Origin of the sequence: Kamptonema sp. PCC 6506 (assembly GCF_000180455.1) — a bacterium.
GTDB classification, from domain to species: Bacteria; Cyanobacteriota; Cyanobacteriia; order Cyanobacteriales; family Microcoleaceae; genus Kamptonema; species Kamptonema formosum.
In genome coordinates this window covers 92,966-109,266 of the sequence record NZ_CACA01000344.1, presented here as the reverse complement: position 1 = coordinate 109,266, position 16,301 = coordinate 92,966, and the positions used below count along the sequence as shown (strand labels likewise).

Below are 16,301 nucleotides of genomic sequence, written 5' to 3'. Positions count from 1 at the left end.
CTCTCTTAGATTTTTAACAGGGTTATCGATTTAAAATTTTATGAAGACAGTTATAGTTGTAGACGATCAACACTCGCATCGGGAGATGATCTCAAACCTTCTCAAAGGTAGCGGCATCAATGTGATTGAGGCAAGCGATGGAGTTGAGGCAATCGAGAAAATAGAGGTAAATTGCCCAGATTTAATAATTTTAGACATTGTGATGCCGGGAATGAATGGATTTGAGGTTTGCCGCCGACTCAAAAATAATCCTCTAACGCAGAATATACCCATAGTATTTTGCTCGGTTAAGGGGGAAGAGTTCGATCGTTATTGGGGTATTAAACAAGGAGCAGATGCTTACATTGCTAAACCTTTCGGGCCGCGAGAACTTGTAGGAACTGTGAAACAATTTTTGCGATCGTAGGGGGTGAATTTGACGTAAATTTCATTCGCTGGCGCAATCTGGAATATAATTATTTCTATTCTAGAACGCCCATCAATACTTTACAAACCAATTGACAAATCCAGCCAATACTGCTGATTCTGAAAAAGCAGCTCTCATTGCCGAACTCACTCAAGCAGGTATCAAACACACACCTGAAAATATCGTTAGAATTGCTAAGAGATCTGATGGCAAAATCGTTTTTTTGGAATTAGGAAATATTAAATCTGGAATGCAACACATTTTGAGTAAAGCTGCTCAGTTTGCTGAGATAGGGATTGATATTGATGAAATTCCTGATGCCGTGATGACTGCCATAATAGAAGGGGAAGTTGTGGGTACTCAAGGAAAACTGAGTGAGACACCCAGGCAAATTTATAAATTTGTTTTTAAGGGGGAATTTAAGTATATGGCTATAACGGTATCTGATAACGGATATATTGTCGGTGCGAACCCCAGAAGTAGACTTAGATAACAATTAAAAGGAGGTAAGGTAATTATGGTTAAAAAAATTAGGTTAATGGCTGATTATGGCTGCGATCCTTTGTGGGGTGAAGATGCAGATAATATTGGCGATATAGATCCTATAACGCTACCAATAAGTCAAGATACAATTAATCGGCTATCCAAATGGGTGAAAGCATACGATGCAACTTTAAATCAGGATTATCCGCCTGATTCTGATTTTTCTAGTCCAGAGGAAGCTGAAGCTTTTGACCGAGAAGGTGTGAATTTGTGGTTACAATTGCAAAAGGAACTCGCACCTGAATATGAGGTTTATTATTTCAGCGATCGCCTACAAAAACTTTTTACTCATCCTAGTGAGATAGAACTTTTAGTTTCTCGATCCATGTAATAAGTGGTTTTACCTAATTAAATACTTGTGTTCTCAATCCTCAACTATTTAATCGAACTTGATATGAAATAACCAGTTTTCCTCACGAAGACGCTGCCATGCTTTGCGGATATGTTGAGGTTTAAAGAGATCGCGCTTACGAATACTCCATTCTTTTACAAGAGAGATCGCTTTCTCCACATCTTCTACTGCTTCCTGATCTTCCTGAGTAACCCAGTGAACTGTTGCTAATAATTCCATGCCATAAGGAGTTTCAAAGCCTTCAATTAACCTACTAACACGCTCTAATCTAGCATTAGCATCAGGGTTATTTTCTAAAAAGGTTTCTGCCGCTTTTTTCCCTTCTGGTAATACATAAACTTGCGCCTCTTGGCTTCGATCTCCATAACCTCTGATATAATGTCCTTCTAATGTTTGAAAGACATGATGGAGATTATTAGCATAAGGGCCGTATTTGTCCCTCGTATATTGCAACTTTAGCGATTCTCCTGCAACTTGAAGAAAATATGCTAATTTTTGAATTTCTAGCATTGTTAACCGATAACCAGGAAGCCGATATAATTCTAGCAAGCGAATATACAAGGCACGGGCGCGAGTCATTTTGGGGTTTTCTGTAGCTACCCGCATTCTATCAACTTCAGGAGTATTCTGTGGTGCAAACAGCAAAACTTTTACATTTGGCAAGTAAATAAAAGCTGATTCAATTAAGGGTTTTACCTGTGTCCAAGATAAACCACCGTTTCCACAACCCAAGGGCGGAATAGCAATAGACTTAATATTTAATCGCTTAATTTCTGCGATCAGTGCTTTAAGTCCAATCTCTATATCTTCTATCCGTGAATTGCCTTTCCAATGGCGTTTTGTCGGGAAATTAATAATGTAACGCGGATTAAATAAGTTGCCAGTAGAGACTATAAACATTTGTCCTGGCTGCACTTTACTACTACGGCAAGCTTGTGCGTATTGGCGGAAGTTTTCGGGAAATGCTTGTTTAAATTGTAAAGCAATTCCTTTGCCCATAATGCCAACACAATTAACCGTATTAACGAGGGCTTCTGCATCTGCGTCTAAGAGGTTGCCTTGCGTGAGTTCTATCATAATATTTGCTGTTTATCTTATTCAAGAATAACAAATTGGGTGAATCTGGAATTGTAAATGATATATATCTTTACTATTTAATAATACCAAGCTGTGCGAGTCTTGACTGGTGGCTGATGTGTGGTATTCTTTTCTAAGATTTTATCTACTTCTGTCTTAATTTGGTAGTTTTTAACTCCGATTTCTGTTACTAACTGCCAAGGGAAGAATTTGTAAACTAAAAACTCAGCTTGACGCTTGCGTTTTCTATCATTATCTTCATCAGTATCAAACCAATATCGGGATTCCATAACTTCCCAATCAATAGCCTCATCCAGATATTCTAGGTTATCAAAAAAATCGGTAAAAGTCATAACTGCATGACCATCTGTAAAGGCAAAATGTAAATTACTATCGGCAATTTTTTCTACTTCAGAAACTAGGTAAATTATAGGAGTTTGACCTTCGCTATAGCCTTTTACTTTTCCCTTGTTGTTAATAGCACAGAGCATGGGGGAACGGGGGGCAAAATAGAATGGAACATAATCATGTAATACTCCACCTACACTGCAAGGTACGGAAGTTCTGGCACGGCGATCTTGGATACCATCGTAGGCAATATTAGTGTACTCGGCGTTGGCTTCATACATAGCGTTGCAAGCTAATAATCCACCGGCTTTAACAATGGATTCCAGATTATTGATATGGGTAATATGATAGATAAATGTTGGCATGGCAATTCTAATTTATTTTGCCTAATCCTAACACAATTAGAATTTAGGGAAAATGGTATACGAGAAAACTAAAATATCGCGGCGATTGAAATCGCGGCTACACAAACAAAGTCCGCCTGCGCGGACTAAGATGTAAACTTAATCAATCTATTTACCAATGCAAAATCTACTAAAAATCCGATCTAAAACTGATTCTGTCACTCCTTCTCCGGTGATTTCTCCCAAAGCTTGAATCGCCCCCCGCAAATCTATTGTCCAAAAATCCAAGGGTAATTGGTTGTTAATTGTATCCGCGCATTGTTCCAGAGAAATTTTTGCCCTAGTTAACGCTGCTGCTTGCCTTTGATTAATCGCTAAGTCTAAATTTCCAGCTTGTAAATCTCCCGCATTAACAGCAGTTAAAATTGCTTGTTCTAAATCTTCGATTCCCTGATTATAAGCGGCTGCGGCTAGAACTTTTGCTTGGGGATTTTCGATTTTTGATTGAAGTATTTCTAAGTCTTTTTCCGAGACTAAATCAACTTTATTAACGATCAAAATTACCGGGCGATGTTTTACCTGTTGGTAAATTTCCCGATCGCCCTCTGTCCAGCCCGCTGCGGCATCGATCGCTAACAACACTAAATCGGCAGACTCAGCCGCCTGACGCGATCGCGCTACCCCAATTTTCTCAACCCGATCCTCTGTCTCCCTAATTCCCGCCGTATCCAACACCTGTATCGGGATTCCACCCACCACTAACTGCGATTCCACGACATCCCGCGTTGTCCCTGGTAAGTCAGTTACAATGGCGCGATCGCACCGACTCCAAGCATTCAGCAAACTCGACTTACCCACATTTGGCCGCCCCACGATCGCCACTTTTAAACCAGATCGCAGCAATTCCCCAGAGTCAGCCGTCGCCAAAATCCTTGACAATTCTGCCAAAATATGCTGAATTTGTAACGCGATCGCACCCTCATCCAGCGGCGGTAAATCTTCCTCAAAATCAATCCGCGCCTCAATTTCCGCCAACACATCCAGACAAGTCGCCCTCAACTCGCGGATGGGTGTAGCCAATTTCCCTTGTAAACCAGCTAAAGCAGCCTGAGCCGCAGCAGGCGATCGCGCCCCCACCAAATCCGCCACGCTTTCCGCCTGACTCAAATCCAGTCGCCCATTCAAAAACGCCCGCAGCGTAAACTCTCCCGCTTGCGCCAACCTCGCCCCCGACTCCAAACACAACTGCAAAACCTGTTGTACGGCCATAATTCCCCCGTGACAGTGGAATTCGACCACATCTTCGCGGGTATAAGAGCGCGGAGCCTTCATAATTAACAATAGGGCTTCATCGACCAATTGCTGAGACTGGGGGTGACGGATGTAGCCGTAGAGAATGCGGTGAGATTCCCAAATTTGATTTCCTGGCGCGTGAAACAGGGTGTGCGCGATCGCGATCGCCTCGTCACCAGAAACCCGGACAATACCCACACTACCCTGTTGTGGCACAATTGCTGTCGCGATCGCCGCGATCGTCTGACCTGTTGTTAATATCTCCGACATCTTTACTCTCAATTGTTAACTGTTAACTGTTAACTGTTAACTGTTAACTGTTCTGTAATTATGTTTATACCACCAGATTTAAGTAGTCGTACATAATTAAACGTAGGGTGGGCGCTCGCCGCCTCAAGCCTGTAACTCATAGTAGAAGATGGTTGAGGCGAGCGCCCACCTTACAGTTTATAGCGTTTATTTATGTCCGATTACTTAATATGATAACATTTTTCAATTACAATTAGCAATTAGCAATTAGCAATTAGCAATTAGCAATTAGCAATTAGCAATTAGCAATTAGCCCTTATCCAACTTAGTCCCACAATTCTTACAAAATCTAGCATCCTTATCATGTACGGACAATCCACAACCATTACACACAGTTTCTACCTGATTAGCAGTTTTCACAAATTGCTTAATTAAATCTCCCAATTGCCAAGGAATGAGAGCAATACCGTTCAAAATCATCAAAACAGTTAAGAATCTTCCTGTCTCCGAAATCGGAGTAACATCCCCAAATCCCACAGTTGTCATTGTCACCACTGAAAAATAAACCGCATCCAAGAAAGTATTAAACTTCTCAGCATTAACGGGATGTTCAACTTGATAAATCAAACCAGAGTACACAAAGATAATCGTAAACAGCGTAAATAAAATCCTGGCAAAAATTACCCCGTCGTCGCTGCTGATGCGGAAGATAGAAATTTTGAATTCAAAAAATCGGAGAAGCCGCAAAATCCGAAACCACCGAAAGATACGGAGAAAGCTGATATTGACTATACCTAGAAAAAATGGTAAAATAGCCAGTAAGTCAATTAAAGAGAAAAATTTAAAAACAAACTTTAACTTTTCATCCGCACACCAAAAACGGACTAAATACTCAAAAGCAAAAATGATTAAAATAGCAATATCAAGAGCTTCAAGTTCAATCCTAACTGGTTCAGAAAGAGGGTAAGTTTCCGCTACAAAAATGGCTGAAGATAGCAGAATTAGCCCCGTAATAATTAAACTAACAGCCCTCCCAGCGGGAGTTTCAACATCTTCGAGATAAAAAGCAATCTGTTGGCGAGTTAACATAAGTGGTATAATTGAAAAAGTCTTTATATTTTAAAATTCCAATTGGATAACAGCTATGTCATCAACTACAACATCTAAATTTTCCTCAGTTTACGGCCCAGTCAAGTCTTGGCGATACGGGCGATCGCTAGGTATTGACCCCATCGGCCAAGTTTCTACCTGTTCCTTTAACTGCGTTTACTGTCAACTGGGAGAGATAGAAGTTAAAATCAGCGATCGCGCCATTTTTATCCCTACCAACCAAATCTTAGAAGATTTACAATCCTTCGCGCCTTGGGATGTAGATAGCATCACCCTCAGCGGTAGTGGGGAACCGACGCAAGCTTTGAATTTAGGCGAAATTATTGCATCTGTCAAAAAATGCACCCACCGCGCGATCGCAGTATTGACGAATGGAACCTTACTGACTGACCCACAAGTGCGTTCCGAACTAGCTTTAGCCGACAAAGTATCGGTAAAATTAGATGCAGTTAGTAGCGATCGCCTCCAGCGCATCAATCGTCCCGTCCCAGGAATTGACTTACAAAGTATTCAGACCGGTTTGCAACAATTTCGGCAACAATATAATGGAGAGTTCGGTATTCAAACAATGGTTTTATCACCCTGGGATGCAGCTACGAAAACAGAATATATCCGTTTAATGAAATCCTTAGCGCCTGCGGAAATTCAACTCAATACGCCCACCCGACCAAAACCTTTAACTCGGCAATTAGATGGGAGAGGAAATCACACTGCTGAGGATCGTCCTTACCCCGTGCAAATTCTTAAATGTATCAGTTATAGCGAATTAGAAGCGATCGCAACTCAGATTCAACAAGAAACTAATATCCCCGTGCGTTTTGCCCCGCACACACTTTAGTAACGCCGCCTTCTAGGCGGTTTCTTTACCGCCTAGAAGGCGGCGTTACGAATAGTTTTGCGTAAGTCCTACAGATGTTACGTCTCATTTAAAGATATCATTAAAGTTGAGTTGAAAAACGCAACCCAACTCTGTAAAGGCAATAGCACTACTAACCGTTTAGCAAAAATAGCAGCTTTCTTAAATCGTAGGAAGGAACAAAAGCCCATGACCGTACAATTAATTAAAGGTGGCAGATTCAATCTTTCTCAAGAAGTGCCGAATTTGAAAAAATTAGCGATCGCCTTGGGTTGGCAAGCCAATCTAGCAGGTAAGAACTGTGAAATTGACGCTTCAGCATTTATGCTAGGAACAGATGGCAGAATCCCTCACGAAGACTATTTAGTATTTTACAATAATACTAAATCTCTTGACGGTTCTGTGAGACAATCAGCCACCGATAACTATTCACCTAGAAAAGGATACATCAATACCCTTTACGGAGTTGATTTATCCAAAATGGATGCGGCGATTGAACAGATTGTACTCATTGTTACTATCCACGATGCCGAGTCAGTAGGTATGAACTTTAGCAAAATTTCTAATGCTTTTATCAGTCTCTATGATAGTCAGACAAAAGTTGAATTAACTCGCTACGAATTAAAAGAGAATTTTACAGTCGAGACAGCCTTAGAATTTGGACGCTTATATAAAAAGAGTGGAGACTGGAGGTTTCAGGCCGTAGGACAAGGATATAAATCAGGATTGCGGAGTTTTGTTGAAAAGTATTATGTGGAAAAGTAAACACTGAGAAAAATCAAAACTATCAATCATTGCAGGAGAGAAAAAATGACTTATGAATTAACTAAGGGCGACAGATTTAACCTTTCTAAAGAAGTTCCTGATTTCAATAAAGTTGCGATCGCTTTGGGTTGGCAAGTGAATCAAACAGGACAAAACTATGATATTGATGCCTCCGTCTTCATGTTAGCGGCAAATGGTAGAATCCCAGAGGAAAAATACTTTTTATTTTACAATGCAAAGTAGCAACTCACCCAAACCGCAACAATTTTATATTTATGTTGATATAGATGACACATTAGTCCGCAGTTATGGCAGTAAAAGAATACCAATCACTGCGACGATAGAACATATCAAAGAACTTAAAAAAGAGGGGGCTAAACTCTATTGCTGGAGTTCGGGCGGAGCCGAGTATGCCAAGAATACTGCAAGGGAGCTTGGAATCTTAGACATCTTTGAGGCATTCTTGCCTAAACCTCAGATGTTACTGGACGACCAAGGAATAAACTCTTGGAGAGGAATGATAGAAGTTCATCCTATGTCATGTCGCTCCAACAGCTTAGATGATTATCGTAAACAGTTACAAGCTCGCCTTACGAAAAGTTTTGATATTTAGAGCGGATCGTGGAACTCCTTTTAACCATATTGGAGAACTCGAATACGCTTATTGAGGCCTACAAAATGTCCGCCAACAACTTGAAAGGAAAATCCGAAACCAACCTCCTGACATAACTTCTAGAGTAAATGAGGTTTTAAACAAAAGATATAAACAGGTTCAAGACGAATTGAGTAAATTAAAAAGTTTTTTAATAAGTATTGGACGCAATCCCTAGAATTTATCAGTCCGTCACCCGCTCATTTAGTAAATAGTCTTAGTAAAAGGAGGAATTTATGTCCAAGGAAACCAAAGATATATATGAGGAAATAGAAGAACATAGAATAAAAGTGACAAGTAGATGGCAATCTGAAAAATGCCAAGCTATGCTTGCCAATGTAATTACAGCGTTGCAGTCGAGACAGCCTTGGGCACACTTTCTCTCGGAGTTGCCTTACATTGAAGAAGCCGACTGGGATTTGAGAGGTGCTCCCCTTGCTGGCATCAACTTCGCTGGCGCGGATTTTAAAGAAGTGAGGTTGTATTTTGCTGACTTAAGAGGTGCTAATCTGGAGTTATGTGATTTTCGGGGAGCGGATCTCTCCGATACTAACTTATCAGATGCTAACCTAGCAGGAGCAGATTTTGAAGGTTGTTTTATGATGAGCATTAATCTGACTAAAGCCAATCTTTCTAATGCCCAACTCATGCGTGTAGTTTTAACTGGTAGCAACTTAGTGGAAGCTAACTTCTCTGGAGCTGATTTAACAGGTGCGCTCTTGCTGGGAGCTAAACTTGAGGGTAAAGTTTTCGATGGCGCAATTCTACAGGATGTTAGATGGGGTGAATTTGCTAAAGAAGAATCGACAGGTGAGGAAGAATGAACAAAGTTAATCTTTGTTTTATTAGGCTGATGATTAAGAGGCTGGCCTCTTAGATGTCAAATAGGTTCTATAGAGAATAACTTATTTATGACCAAACAGATGCCTCTTGGCGATCGCTCTCATGTTAAGAAATATTTCGCAAATAATATCTTTCAAGCTTGATTCTAACAATTTTTTTACTGGGTACAATCTCTTTAATTGGGTAGAACTTACGCACCCAACCAAAGAAACCGGGTTTTTTACGAAAATACTTCGCCCTTATCCACAGATTCTCTCAAAAACCCGGTTTCTGAAGCCATAAGCGTAAGTCCTATTGGGTTAAAAAAACTGCTAAATCCTTGTCGAAGCAATCCTTTTGTATTCTTACTATCCCCACAGCCTTCGATATAAATCCGAATCTCCTTTACCATTTATTTCCCCCTCATTACCATAAGAAAGGAAATTTTGCAGTCGCAGCGAGTGAATAAATCTTTTACCTTCCACCTTGTCCTCCGATCGCAATTCTCAGCTATTATAAACTCTGAAGCTTTCTTTACTCCGAGAACCATGCTGCTCAAATCCACCACCCGGCATATCCGCATCTACACCGCCACCCTCGAAAACAACGAATTCGTACCCAGCCAAGACTCTCTGACTATCGATATCGATCCAGATAACGAGCTAAACTGGACTACTGAAACCCTCAACCAGGTTTACCGCAAATTTGACGAGCTCGTAGAAAGTTATAACGGCGAAGACTTAACAGAATATAACCTCCGCCGCATTGGTTCAGAGTTAGAACACCTCGTGCGATCGCTTCTTCAGCAAGGCCAAATCAGCTACAACCTTAATAGCCGCGTCCTCAACTACAGTATGGGGCTCCCCCAAGTTGACTCTCAGATTAGCGTCTAGCAAATTTAAGAAGGAAAAGGAATAGAAGATGTCGCCCCCCCGTCTTCATCTAAGGGCGGGGGAACAAAGTTATCGATCGCATCCGCTAAACCTTCCTCCCCCTCGCTTAAATCGCTCAAATCGCTACTCCCTTCCTCTTTTCCCTCAGCATTTTTAGCTTGCTGGCGCTGCAAAAACTGCTTCATCGCCACTTTACGGTTAGTCATAAAGTGCCCCCAAGAACCAGGGAAAAACTGATCGAGAGTTTCGACGATCGCCCAAACCTCAAGATTCATCATTTTGTAATACAAACCATGAGAATGCTCAAGCGTAGCCAGCAACTCATCGACCTCTAGACTGGGGAGAAATTTGGGATCGGGTGACTTTTTTGGTGAGGGGCTCGAATCGGGAATGGGCATAATCTACCTTTGTCAATGCCTGTTTCGTTTTATTGAGTTTTGTTTCAATCCCTGCTCGGAGAGTAATGATTCTCCGTGTCGCTTTCCCCCTTAAATCATATCATTGCCGTATATTCTCTAGATGCGCTCCCAAATTATCGCTCTTCCTGATTCCTTCTGCCAGATCGACAGCGCGATCGCCAAAATAGAGATAGCAAGGAATTAAAAGACCAGAATTGGCTAAAATAGTTCAGATCAGCACTAGGCTGAGAGGCGTGAGGAACCCCTATGCAGTACGCTGTGCCAAAACATTACTTGTGGGCTATCGGTGAAGGGATAAAAGCCTGTCGGCCTGGAGAGCTGATAGCTGGTCGCTACCTATTCAAGGGCGACCGAATTCTGCTCGATACTCAATCCGAACAATATCCCGAAATGCCCGAAGACATTCCGGGCTTTATCACACCCTATCTGAGGCTATTTCCCCATCGCCTCCACGTACCCGAAGTGTACGGCGTAATCCCCCGCACGACTACCAAACTCGGCAGCGACATCTGGCTATTAGAAAATGGCCCGCTATCGACCACCGGCGAAGGCTTAATGCCAGAATTAGCGATCGCCTGGAAAAACGCCACAGCCATGCGCCAATTGTCTTGGCTATGGCAAATCGCTCAACTCTGGCAACCGTGCAGCTCTCAAGCAGTCGCTACTACCCTAGTCACCCCCCAACTGCTGCGAGTAGAAGGGCCCTTACTACGGTTATTAGAATTACAGCCCGATCAAAAAGCCCCCAACTTTTCTCAGTTGGGCCAATTATGGCAGCAATGGGTGGGAAGCGCCCACCCCACGATCGCCAGTTTTTTACGACAACTGTGCCAGCAAATGACCGCCGGTCAAGTGCGAACAGCCGAACAACTAATCGGTCAGTTAGATAAAGCCCTAGCCTTATGCGGGCGATCGCTCGAGCGGACAATTTACATCGCCACCGGCACGGACACCGGCCCCACCCGCTCCCACAACGAAGACGCTTGCTACCCCCCCAATGGTACAGCCATCAAAGTATCTCCCGGCTCAGAAGCCTGCGCGATCGTCTGCGACGGTATTGGCGGACAAGACGGAGGGGAAGTCGCCTCCGAACTTGCCGTTACCACACTTCGCGATCGCGTACAGCTTATGCTGCTGCACCCCGCCAATTGCGACCCCCAATCCCTAACCGCTAAATTAGAACGCTCTGCCTGCGCCGCTAATGATGCCATCTCCGGGCGCAACGACAGCGAACACCGACAACTCCGCCAGCGCATGGGCACCACCGTTGTCATGGGTCTAGCCCACGCCCACGAACTCTACATCGCCCACGTCGGAGATAGCAGAGCCTACTGGATTACCCGCAGCAGTTGCCGCCAAGTTACTCTAGATGATGATGTCGCCTGCCGCGAAGTCCGGCTCGGTTACGCTCTTTATCGAGATGCCTTACAACAAGTAGCCGCCGGAGCCCTCGTCCAAGCTTTAGGCATCACCTCCTCAGCAACTCTCCACCCCACAGTACAGCGCTTTCCTGTAGACGAAGACTGCATTTTTCTACTATGTTCGGACGGTTTAAGCGATAAAGAGCGGATTGATGAATGCTGGGAAAATGAAATTCTCCCCATTCTAGATGGCACTACTAATGTCGCCAAGGTCAAAGACCGATTAATTGAAATAGCTAATACCAGAAATGGGCACGATAATGTCACGATCGCTCTGATCTACTGTCAAGTAAGACCAAAAGAAGAGGGCAGTACCCTAACAGAATTATCCATCGCCCCCTTGGACGTTCCCGTTTATGTCCCGGATGAAGATGATGATGCCGTCCCCAACTTTAGCATCCAAAATGCCGGAGGCAATTCGTCCTTAAAAACCCAGTTTTTCCCCCGTCCTAAAAATCAAAGCCCACTACCTTATTTACTAGGTATTTTATTGCTCTTAGTATTGGGGGGACTGCCTTTAGCTTACTTTTTTAACCCAGATTTTAGTGAAGTTACCAATCGTTGGTTTCAGGGAAGTTCTGCTGAGAATCCTATTATAGATCCTGTTAGCCCATCCCCTGCAACTCCAGTTCCTACTGCTGTTGTCTCCTTATTTAAAGCTGGAGATGTGATTGAATTTAAACCAGATCCGGGAATTAAGAACGAGCGCTTAATTTTGAGTACCGAATTAGATCAATCTGAGGTTAAAGGTACAGTTCCACCGGGCAGTATTTTGGAAGTTATCAACACAGAATTTAATGAACAGGGAACTTGGCTGGAGGTAAAAGTTTGTTCTCTTCCTGACCAAGTTAACTCAAGTCAAATTAAGCTGAATACTCCTAAAGATTTAGCAAAAGTTACTAAAAATCAGAGCAAACCCTCTCCCTCAGCAGCCACTCCTACGGCTTCCCCGACAATCAAAGCAACTTTTGAACCTGAAGCCTCGAAACTAAAACCGGGAGAAACAGGATGGATTAAAGAAGAAGAGGCAATCTTTAATAAGATTGACCCCAATCTTGACCCTAACTTAGTGCAAAAATGTAATTAGTTAACAGTTATCAAGACTTACGCACCCAACCAAAGGAACCGGGTTTTTTAGGAAAATACTGCATTTTTACCAACAGATGCTCTCAAAAACCCGGTTTCTGGAACCATGAGCCTAAGTCCTAAGTTAAATATTAACTGTTAACTGTGTTCTCTTCTGCCTTCTATCTTCTACTTAATCCTTAAGGAATTTTAGTAGAAACTTCAGACAATTTAATTACCATTTGTGCTACTGCTTTTTGAACTGCGGTACTCAAAAGATCGTCCTCGTTACTACCACTAGAAGAGTTACCGCTAATACCTCTTACAGAAACGCTACTTTCGCTTTGATCTGCTTCTCCTATGCCTTTAGCAGTAGCCAGGATGTCGCCAGTAGTAGTGCTAATCAGCCGCGCGTCAATCTGGACATTGGCTTTGGTTTTAGAAGAACTCCCGCCTATTCCCATAAAACCGCCGCCACCTCCTGACTGCTTATCGACGTTAAATCGAGTAATAGTACCGATTAGTACCGCATCTACACCTAGTTCCTTACCGATTTCTGCTGCTGTAGCTGCATCGACTGATGCTACCCTGTTTTTCTGTCTGAGAACTTGCTCTAGTTTGCTGCGATCGACTACGGTGTAAGTGCCATTGTTGACAAGTTCGTTAATCAGCATTTCGCTAATGCCTTTGGCTGCTCCTACGCCTCTGTAAGAGCTGTAATAGCTATTGCTGGTGCCATACTCAAAGTCCATGACTACGAGGCGCTTTTTCTGACCGGCTTGAGCTTGTCTCTGTGCTGGTTCGCTGGCGGCGGGTGCGAGTGTGGCTGGTAGAGATGCAGCGGTGAATAGTAGAGCTGCTAGGGAAATTCGCATTAAACGAGTCATCCAGGTAACTTTCATCTATTTTCTCCTCGAAGTGAACTTGACTAGCTTCCAGAATAATTCACCCGCTAGCCAGATGTCAGGTTAATTTTGATAAAAGGTTAGTAAAAACTCTCTTACTTTAGTTAAATAAAAAATTCAGTATGCGATCGCTAAAAAATAGCGATCGGCTAAAATATAATCGCTATATAGTAATTAATTCTTTTACGTCTAATTAGCAATTACCAATTACCAATTACCCCAGCCACGATGGGTTCATTGCTGTACTATCAAATTGGTTACTGGTCTTATAAAGTTCGTATTGCCCTTTAGTCGCCGCCTCACGAGTGCGATCCAGCAGCGCCGTAACTTGTGCCCGATCCATTGGCTTAAAGGTGCGAACTGCCTCAAATGCTTGATCGAGAAGCTGCATACTATCAATGCCAGTAATCACAACCGAAGTAGGCAAATTCATCGCATAGTGAAGACATTCAATGGGGGTGACTGTATTGCTTCTCAGTACGTAGGAATCGCCCATTGATTTCATCCCCAAGACACCGATTTGGTTCTTCACCAACACTGGTAAAACTTGTTGCTCAAAACTTCTAAAATGACCATCCATCACATTCAGCGGCATCTGTACCGCGTCAAAATGGAAATTATTTTGAGTGGCGAGTTCCAGCATTCGCAGGTGAACCAAAGGGTCTTTGTGTCCTGTAAAGCCGATATAACGAATCTTACCCGCCTTCTGCGCTTCCACCACAGCTTCCATTGCCCCACCAGAAGCAAAGATGCGATCGGGGTCTTCCATCCTAATCACTTCGTGATGCTGCATCAGATCGATGTAATCAGTCTGCAATGCCTTAAGTGACTCGTCTATCTGCATCATGGCAGCGCCCTTGGTGCGACCATCGATCTTTGTCATCAGAAACACCTTTTGCCGATAGCCATCCTTGAGCGCTTGCCCCATCCATCGGTGGCTGCGTCCGTTGTGATAATCCCAGGAGTTGTCCATGAAGTTGATGCCGCGATCGATCGCACTGCGAATGAGCTTGATACTTTCTTGCTCCTCTCGAATGCGTCCGATATGGTGTCCTCCTAAGCCAATTGCAGATACTCGTTCTCCGGTGCGTCCTAGCGTCCTGTAACTCATTTCTCTGCTTTTGGGATCTTGAGCAACTTCATTTTGAGCGTCTACTGGAGCCGATTGAGCTTCAGCTAACACGGGTTTGAAAAACCCTTCTGAAGCTGCTAGCGCTGCTGCGACTAAACTTGAAGCCGATGTCACTTTTAACAACTCGCGTCTGCTGATACCCATAAATGTCTCCTTCAAAAAACTATAGGACGGGACTTAGGAAGTACCAAGAATCTAGGTTTGAGATTGCTTCCCTACGATCGCCATGACAGAATGATGTTGTCCGTGCGTAAGTCCGAGAAGAGACGATCGCGATCGCCAGGAATGCAAACGCTTGACTTCACCTTCTGAGTGTGAAACGGTAGTTCACCGCAGTGCTACAGGTTGAGCGTTAATCCGAACTCGAAACAGGCTGTAGGGTTTCTGCCGCAAATCCTGACCGTTGTGATACCTGGCTTGGCGATGGAGTTGATTTGCCGTGAAATAAAGATAACCATCCTGCGCCACTGAAAGGGTGTCAGGCCATAGCACTCGCGGGTCATGCACCAGCCGTTCGATCGTGCCGTCTGGCAAACGACGCTGTATCGCATTCTGTTCGTAGTTCGTCAGGTAAATGCGGTTTTGAGCATCCGACTCCAAGCCATCGGCAGCTCCTCCCTTCTCGCCGCGATCGACCACAGTCTTTGCCACCTCTTGGTCAGACAACCGCTCATCCGCTAGTGCATCGACACTCACGCTGTAGAGCCGTCGTCCGGCAAGCGGGCAGTAGAACAATTGCTTCCCATCAGCACTAATTGCAATCCCGTCGGCACCTATCTTGATGGAACTGGGTGGTTGACCCGGTTGGCGATTCATAATCGGCATCCCTTCCACACTGGGGAGAAAATTGGGGACTGCTTTCGTGGAAGGATGGTCGTTCAACCGCCGCCAACTTCTGCCCGAATCCAAGTCAACCACAATAATTCCATTGGGCCCCTTATCGGACGAGTCAGTGATGAAGGCCATTCCCGCCTTACCTCGACGCAGATCGAAGCGAACATCGTTCAGGTAAGTTGTTGGCAATGCCACATTTTGCGGAAAGACAATGGTTTTGAAAATCTGGTTTTGCTTGAGATCGACTCCGATCAATTTTGCTCCACCAGGCGGAGCCGGTGCAAAGTTGACGCTGCCAGTATCTAAAATCCATAAGCGATCGCGCGGGTCAACTACCACACTTTGAACCGAAAGCAGCGACTTTGAGGGGTCGCTTGGGTTGGGGCGATTCATTTCCGCATTCGGATAGGCAACAGTTTGACCATTTCTGACTTCGGCAACAGTGTAATCTACGCGATCGCCCCATTTGGGAAAGTTCACAAATATGCGTCCGCTTTGGGAAACAGTAACACCTGTAGGCATGGGGCCGTTAAAGATGGCGACAGGTTCGATATCGCCCAGGGTTTGCTCTTTGGGCAGGGTTGTCAGATCGATCTGGGCGGGTTGAGACTGGGCATAAACAGCAGTGCCGAGAAAACCGACGGCTGTAAGAAATAGTAGGAGTTTAAGGATCTTCATAGAATACCTTTGTTATATCAATGCCTTTGCCTTGAAATTTAGAAGGAGAGCCAAGCAGTGTAGCGGAGAAAAAAGCCGGAGACACGCCGAGGGGCGATCGCACCATCAGCATCACTGACCAAAACACAGGAGAAGAA

General features: G+C 43.8%; 19 protein-coding genes and 1 pseudogene. 11 read left to right on the top strand and 9 right to left on the bottom strand.

Annotated elements, in window-relative coordinates; genetic code table 11:
* Positions 1-40 precede the first annotated feature (40 nt).
* The 3 genes from OSCI_RS23855 to OSCI_RS23845 all read left to right on the top strand — a co-directional run bounded on the left by OSCI_RS23855 (position 41) and on the right by OSCI_RS23845 (position 1,280).
* The gene (locus OSCI_RS23855) at positions 41-406 is read left to right on the top strand and encodes a response regulator transcription factor (RefSeq protein ID WP_007357752.1); all 366 of its coding nucleotides are present in this window, start codon (positions 41-43) and stop codon (positions 404-406) included.
* A 91-nt stretch (positions 407-497) separates the two neighbouring features.
* Positions 498-899 (top strand): hypothetical protein, encoded by a 402-nt coding sequence (locus OSCI_RS23850; RefSeq protein ID WP_007357751.1) that lies wholly within the window; start codon positions 498-500, stop codon positions 897-899.
* Positions 900-923: 24 nt separating this feature from the next.
* The gene (locus OSCI_RS23845) at positions 924-1,280 is read left to right on the top strand and encodes a hypothetical protein (protein WP_007357750.1); all 357 of its coding nucleotides are present in this window, start codon (positions 924-926) and stop codon (positions 1,278-1,280) included.
* 48 nt (positions 1,281-1,328) lie between these two features.
* On the opposite strand, the gene darG is transcribed toward OSCI_RS23845, so the two are convergent.
* The 4 genes from darG to OSCI_RS23825 form a co-directional block, all read right to left on the bottom strand.
* Positions 1,329-2,378 carry a type II toxin-antitoxin system antitoxin DNA ADP-ribosyl glycohydrolase DarG gene (darG, locus tag OSCI_RS23840; protein WP_007357749.1) on the bottom strand — a complete coding sequence of 350 codons (1,050 nt, stop codon included), beginning with the start codon at positions 2,376-2,378 and terminating at the stop codon, positions 1,329-1,331.
* A gap of 77 nt (positions 2,379-2,455) precedes the next feature.
* The gene (gene darT, locus OSCI_RS23835; protein ID WP_007357748.1) at positions 2,456-3,091 is read right to left on the bottom strand and encodes a type II toxin-antitoxin system toxin DNA ADP-ribosyl transferase DarT; all 636 of its coding nucleotides are present in this window, start codon (positions 3,089-3,091) and stop codon (positions 2,456-2,458) included.
* Between the two features lie 147 nt (positions 3,092-3,238).
* Positions 3,239-4,633, bottom strand: a complete 1,395-nt coding sequence (mnmE, locus tag OSCI_RS23830) for a tRNA uridine-5-carboxymethylaminomethyl(34) synthesis GTPase MnmE (protein ID WP_007357747.1) — start codon at positions 4,631-4,633, stop codon at positions 3,239-3,241.
* 288 nt (positions 4,634-4,921) lie between these two features.
* Positions 4,922-5,701: an ion transporter gene (locus OSCI_RS23825; RefSeq protein WP_007357746.1), complete on the bottom strand. Its 780-nt coding sequence runs from the start codon at positions 5,699-5,701 to the stop codon at positions 4,922-4,924.
* A 55-nt stretch (positions 5,702-5,756) separates the two neighbouring features.
* Here OSCI_RS23825 and OSCI_RS23820 point away from each other — a divergent pair, with 55 nt between their 5' ends.
* From OSCI_RS23820 to OSCI_RS23795, 7 genes and pseudogenes are all read left to right on the top strand, one after another.
* Positions 5,757-6,560: a radical SAM protein gene (locus tag OSCI_RS23820; protein ID WP_007357745.1), complete on the top strand. Its 804-nt coding sequence runs from the start codon at positions 5,757-5,759 to the stop codon at positions 6,558-6,560.
* A gap of 207 nt (positions 6,561-6,767) precedes the next feature.
* Complete coding sequence (locus OSCI_RS23815; protein ID WP_007357744.1) at positions 6,768-7,343, top strand: TerD family protein; 576 nt, start codon at positions 6,768-6,770, stop codon at positions 7,341-7,343.
* Between the two features lie 45 nt (positions 7,344-7,388).
* Complete coding sequence (locus OSCI_RS23810) at positions 7,389-7,586, top strand: TerD family protein (protein ID WP_007357743.1); 198 nt, start codon at positions 7,389-7,391, stop codon at positions 7,584-7,586.
* The gene (locus tag OSCI_RS23805; protein ID WP_007357742.1) at positions 7,576-7,956 is read left to right on the top strand and encodes a hypothetical protein; all 381 of its coding nucleotides are present in this window, start codon (positions 7,576-7,578) and stop codon (positions 7,954-7,956) included. Before OSCI_RS23810 ends, OSCI_RS23805 begins: the two co-directional genes overlap by 11 nt.
* A gap of 67 nt (positions 7,957-8,023) precedes the next feature.
* Positions 8,024-8,173: pseudogene (locus tag OSCI_RS32515) on the top strand (hypothetical protein); the annotation flags it as partial.
* 58 nt (positions 8,174-8,231) lie between these two features.
* On the top strand, positions 8,232-8,819 hold the full coding sequence (locus tag OSCI_RS23800) for a pentapeptide repeat-containing protein (RefSeq protein WP_007357741.1): 588 nt from the start codon (positions 8,232-8,234) through the stop codon (positions 8,817-8,819).
* Between the two features lie 546 nt (positions 8,820-9,365).
* Positions 9,366-9,710 (top strand): NAD(P)H-quinone oxidoreductase subunit M, encoded by a 345-nt coding sequence (locus OSCI_RS23795; protein WP_007357740.1) that lies wholly within the window; start codon positions 9,366-9,368, stop codon positions 9,708-9,710.
* A gap of 5 nt (positions 9,711-9,715) precedes the next feature.
* Here OSCI_RS23795 and OSCI_RS23790 read toward each other — a convergent pair whose 3' ends face one another.
* A complete protein-coding gene (locus OSCI_RS23790) occupies positions 9,716-10,108 on the bottom strand; it encodes a hypothetical protein (protein WP_007357739.1) in 393 nt (130 codons plus the stop codon).
* A gap of 267 nt (positions 10,109-10,375) precedes the next feature.
* On the opposite strand from OSCI_RS23790, the gene OSCI_RS23785 reads away from it, so the two are divergent.
* Positions 10,376-12,637 (top strand): PP2C family protein-serine/threonine phosphatase, encoded by a 2,262-nt coding sequence (locus tag OSCI_RS23785; RefSeq protein ID WP_007357738.1) that lies wholly within the window; start codon positions 10,376-10,378, stop codon positions 12,635-12,637.
* A gap of 178 nt (positions 12,638-12,815) precedes the next feature.
* Here the strand turns inward: OSCI_RS23785 and OSCI_RS23780 are convergent, their stop codons facing one another.
* The 4 genes from OSCI_RS23780 to OSCI_RS30340 form a co-directional block, all read right to left on the bottom strand.
* The gene (locus OSCI_RS23780; protein WP_007357737.1) at positions 12,816-13,517 is read right to left on the bottom strand and encodes a CsgG/HfaB family protein; all 702 of its coding nucleotides are present in this window, start codon (positions 13,515-13,517) and stop codon (positions 12,816-12,818) included.
* A 217-nt stretch (positions 13,518-13,734) separates the two neighbouring features.
* A complete protein-coding gene (locus tag OSCI_RS23775; RefSeq protein ID WP_007357736.1) occupies positions 13,735-14,796 on the bottom strand; it encodes an aldo/keto reductase in 1,062 nt (353 codons plus the stop codon).
* A gap of 183 nt (positions 14,797-14,979) precedes the next feature.
* A complete protein-coding gene (locus OSCI_RS23770; RefSeq protein ID WP_007357735.1) occupies positions 14,980-16,164 on the bottom strand; it encodes an L-dopachrome tautomerase-related protein in 1,185 nt (394 codons plus the stop codon).
* Positions 16,151-16,291: a hypothetical protein gene (locus OSCI_RS30340; RefSeq protein ID WP_155523393.1), complete on the bottom strand. Its 141-nt coding sequence runs from the start codon at positions 16,289-16,291 to the stop codon at positions 16,151-16,153. The genes OSCI_RS23770 and OSCI_RS30340 overlap by 14 nt, the downstream gene beginning before the upstream one ends.
* Between the last annotated feature and the right edge of the window lie 10 nt (positions 16,292-16,301).

What these genes read in the sequence shown, in the direction of transcription:
- OSCI_RS23770 (WP_007357735.1), bottom strand. Translation starts at nt 16,164, where the DNA reads ATGAAGATCCTTAAACTCCTACTATTTCTTACAGCCGTCGGTTTTCTC.
- OSCI_RS23820 (WP_007357745.1), top strand. Translation starts at nt 5,757, where the DNA reads ATGTCATCAACTACAACATCTAAATTTTCCTCAGTTTACGGCCCAGTC.
- OSCI_RS23790 (WP_007357739.1), bottom strand. Translation starts at nt 10,108, where the DNA reads ATGCCCATTCCCGATTCGAGCCCCTCACCAAAAAAGTCACCCGATCCC.
- OSCI_RS23845 (WP_007357750.1), top strand. Translation starts at nt 924, where the DNA reads ATGGTTAAAAAAATTAGGTTAATGGCTGATTATGGCTGCGATCCTTTG.
- OSCI_RS23810 (WP_007357743.1), top strand. Translation starts at nt 7,389, where the DNA reads ATGACTTATGAATTAACTAAGGGCGACAGATTTAACCTTTCTAAAGAA.
- OSCI_RS23815 (WP_007357744.1), top strand. Translation starts at nt 6,768, where the DNA reads ATGACCGTACAATTAATTAAAGGTGGCAGATTCAATCTTTCTCAAGAA.
- OSCI_RS23785 (WP_007357738.1), top strand. Translation starts at nt 10,376, where the DNA reads ATGCAGTACGCTGTGCCAAAACATTACTTGTGGGCTATCGGTGAAGGG.
- OSCI_RS23805 (WP_007357742.1), top strand. Translation starts at nt 7,576, where the DNA reads ATGCAAAGTAGCAACTCACCCAAACCGCAACAATTTTATATTTATGTT.
- OSCI_RS23780 (WP_007357737.1), bottom strand. Translation starts at nt 13,517, where the DNA reads ATGAAAGTTACCTGGATGACTCGTTTAATGCGAATTTCCCTAGCAGCT.
- darG (WP_007357749.1), bottom strand. Translation starts at nt 2,378, where the DNA reads ATGATAGAACTCACGCAAGGCAACCTCTTAGACGCAGATGCAGAAGCC.
- OSCI_RS23825 (WP_007357746.1), bottom strand. Translation starts at nt 5,701, where the DNA reads ATGTTAACTCGCCAACAGATTGCTTTTTATCTCGAAGATGTTGAAACT.
- OSCI_RS23800 (WP_007357741.1), top strand. Translation starts at nt 8,232, where the DNA reads ATGTCCAAGGAAACCAAAGATATATATGAGGAAATAGAAGAACATAGA.
- OSCI_RS23855 (WP_007357752.1), top strand. Translation starts at nt 41, where the DNA reads ATGAAGACAGTTATAGTTGTAGACGATCAACACTCGCATCGGGAGATG.
- OSCI_RS23795 (WP_007357740.1), top strand. Translation starts at nt 9,366, where the DNA reads ATGCTGCTCAAATCCACCACCCGGCATATCCGCATCTACACCGCCACC.
- mnmE (WP_007357747.1), bottom strand. Translation starts at nt 4,633, where the DNA reads ATGTCGGAGATATTAACAACAGGTCAGACGATCGCGGCGATCGCGACA.
- OSCI_RS23775 (WP_007357736.1), bottom strand. Translation starts at nt 14,796, where the DNA reads ATGGGTATCAGCAGACGCGAGTTGTTAAAAGTGACATCGGCTTCAAGT.
- darT (WP_007357748.1), bottom strand. Translation starts at nt 3,091, where the DNA reads ATGCCAACATTTATCTATCATATTACCCATATCAATAATCTGGAATCC.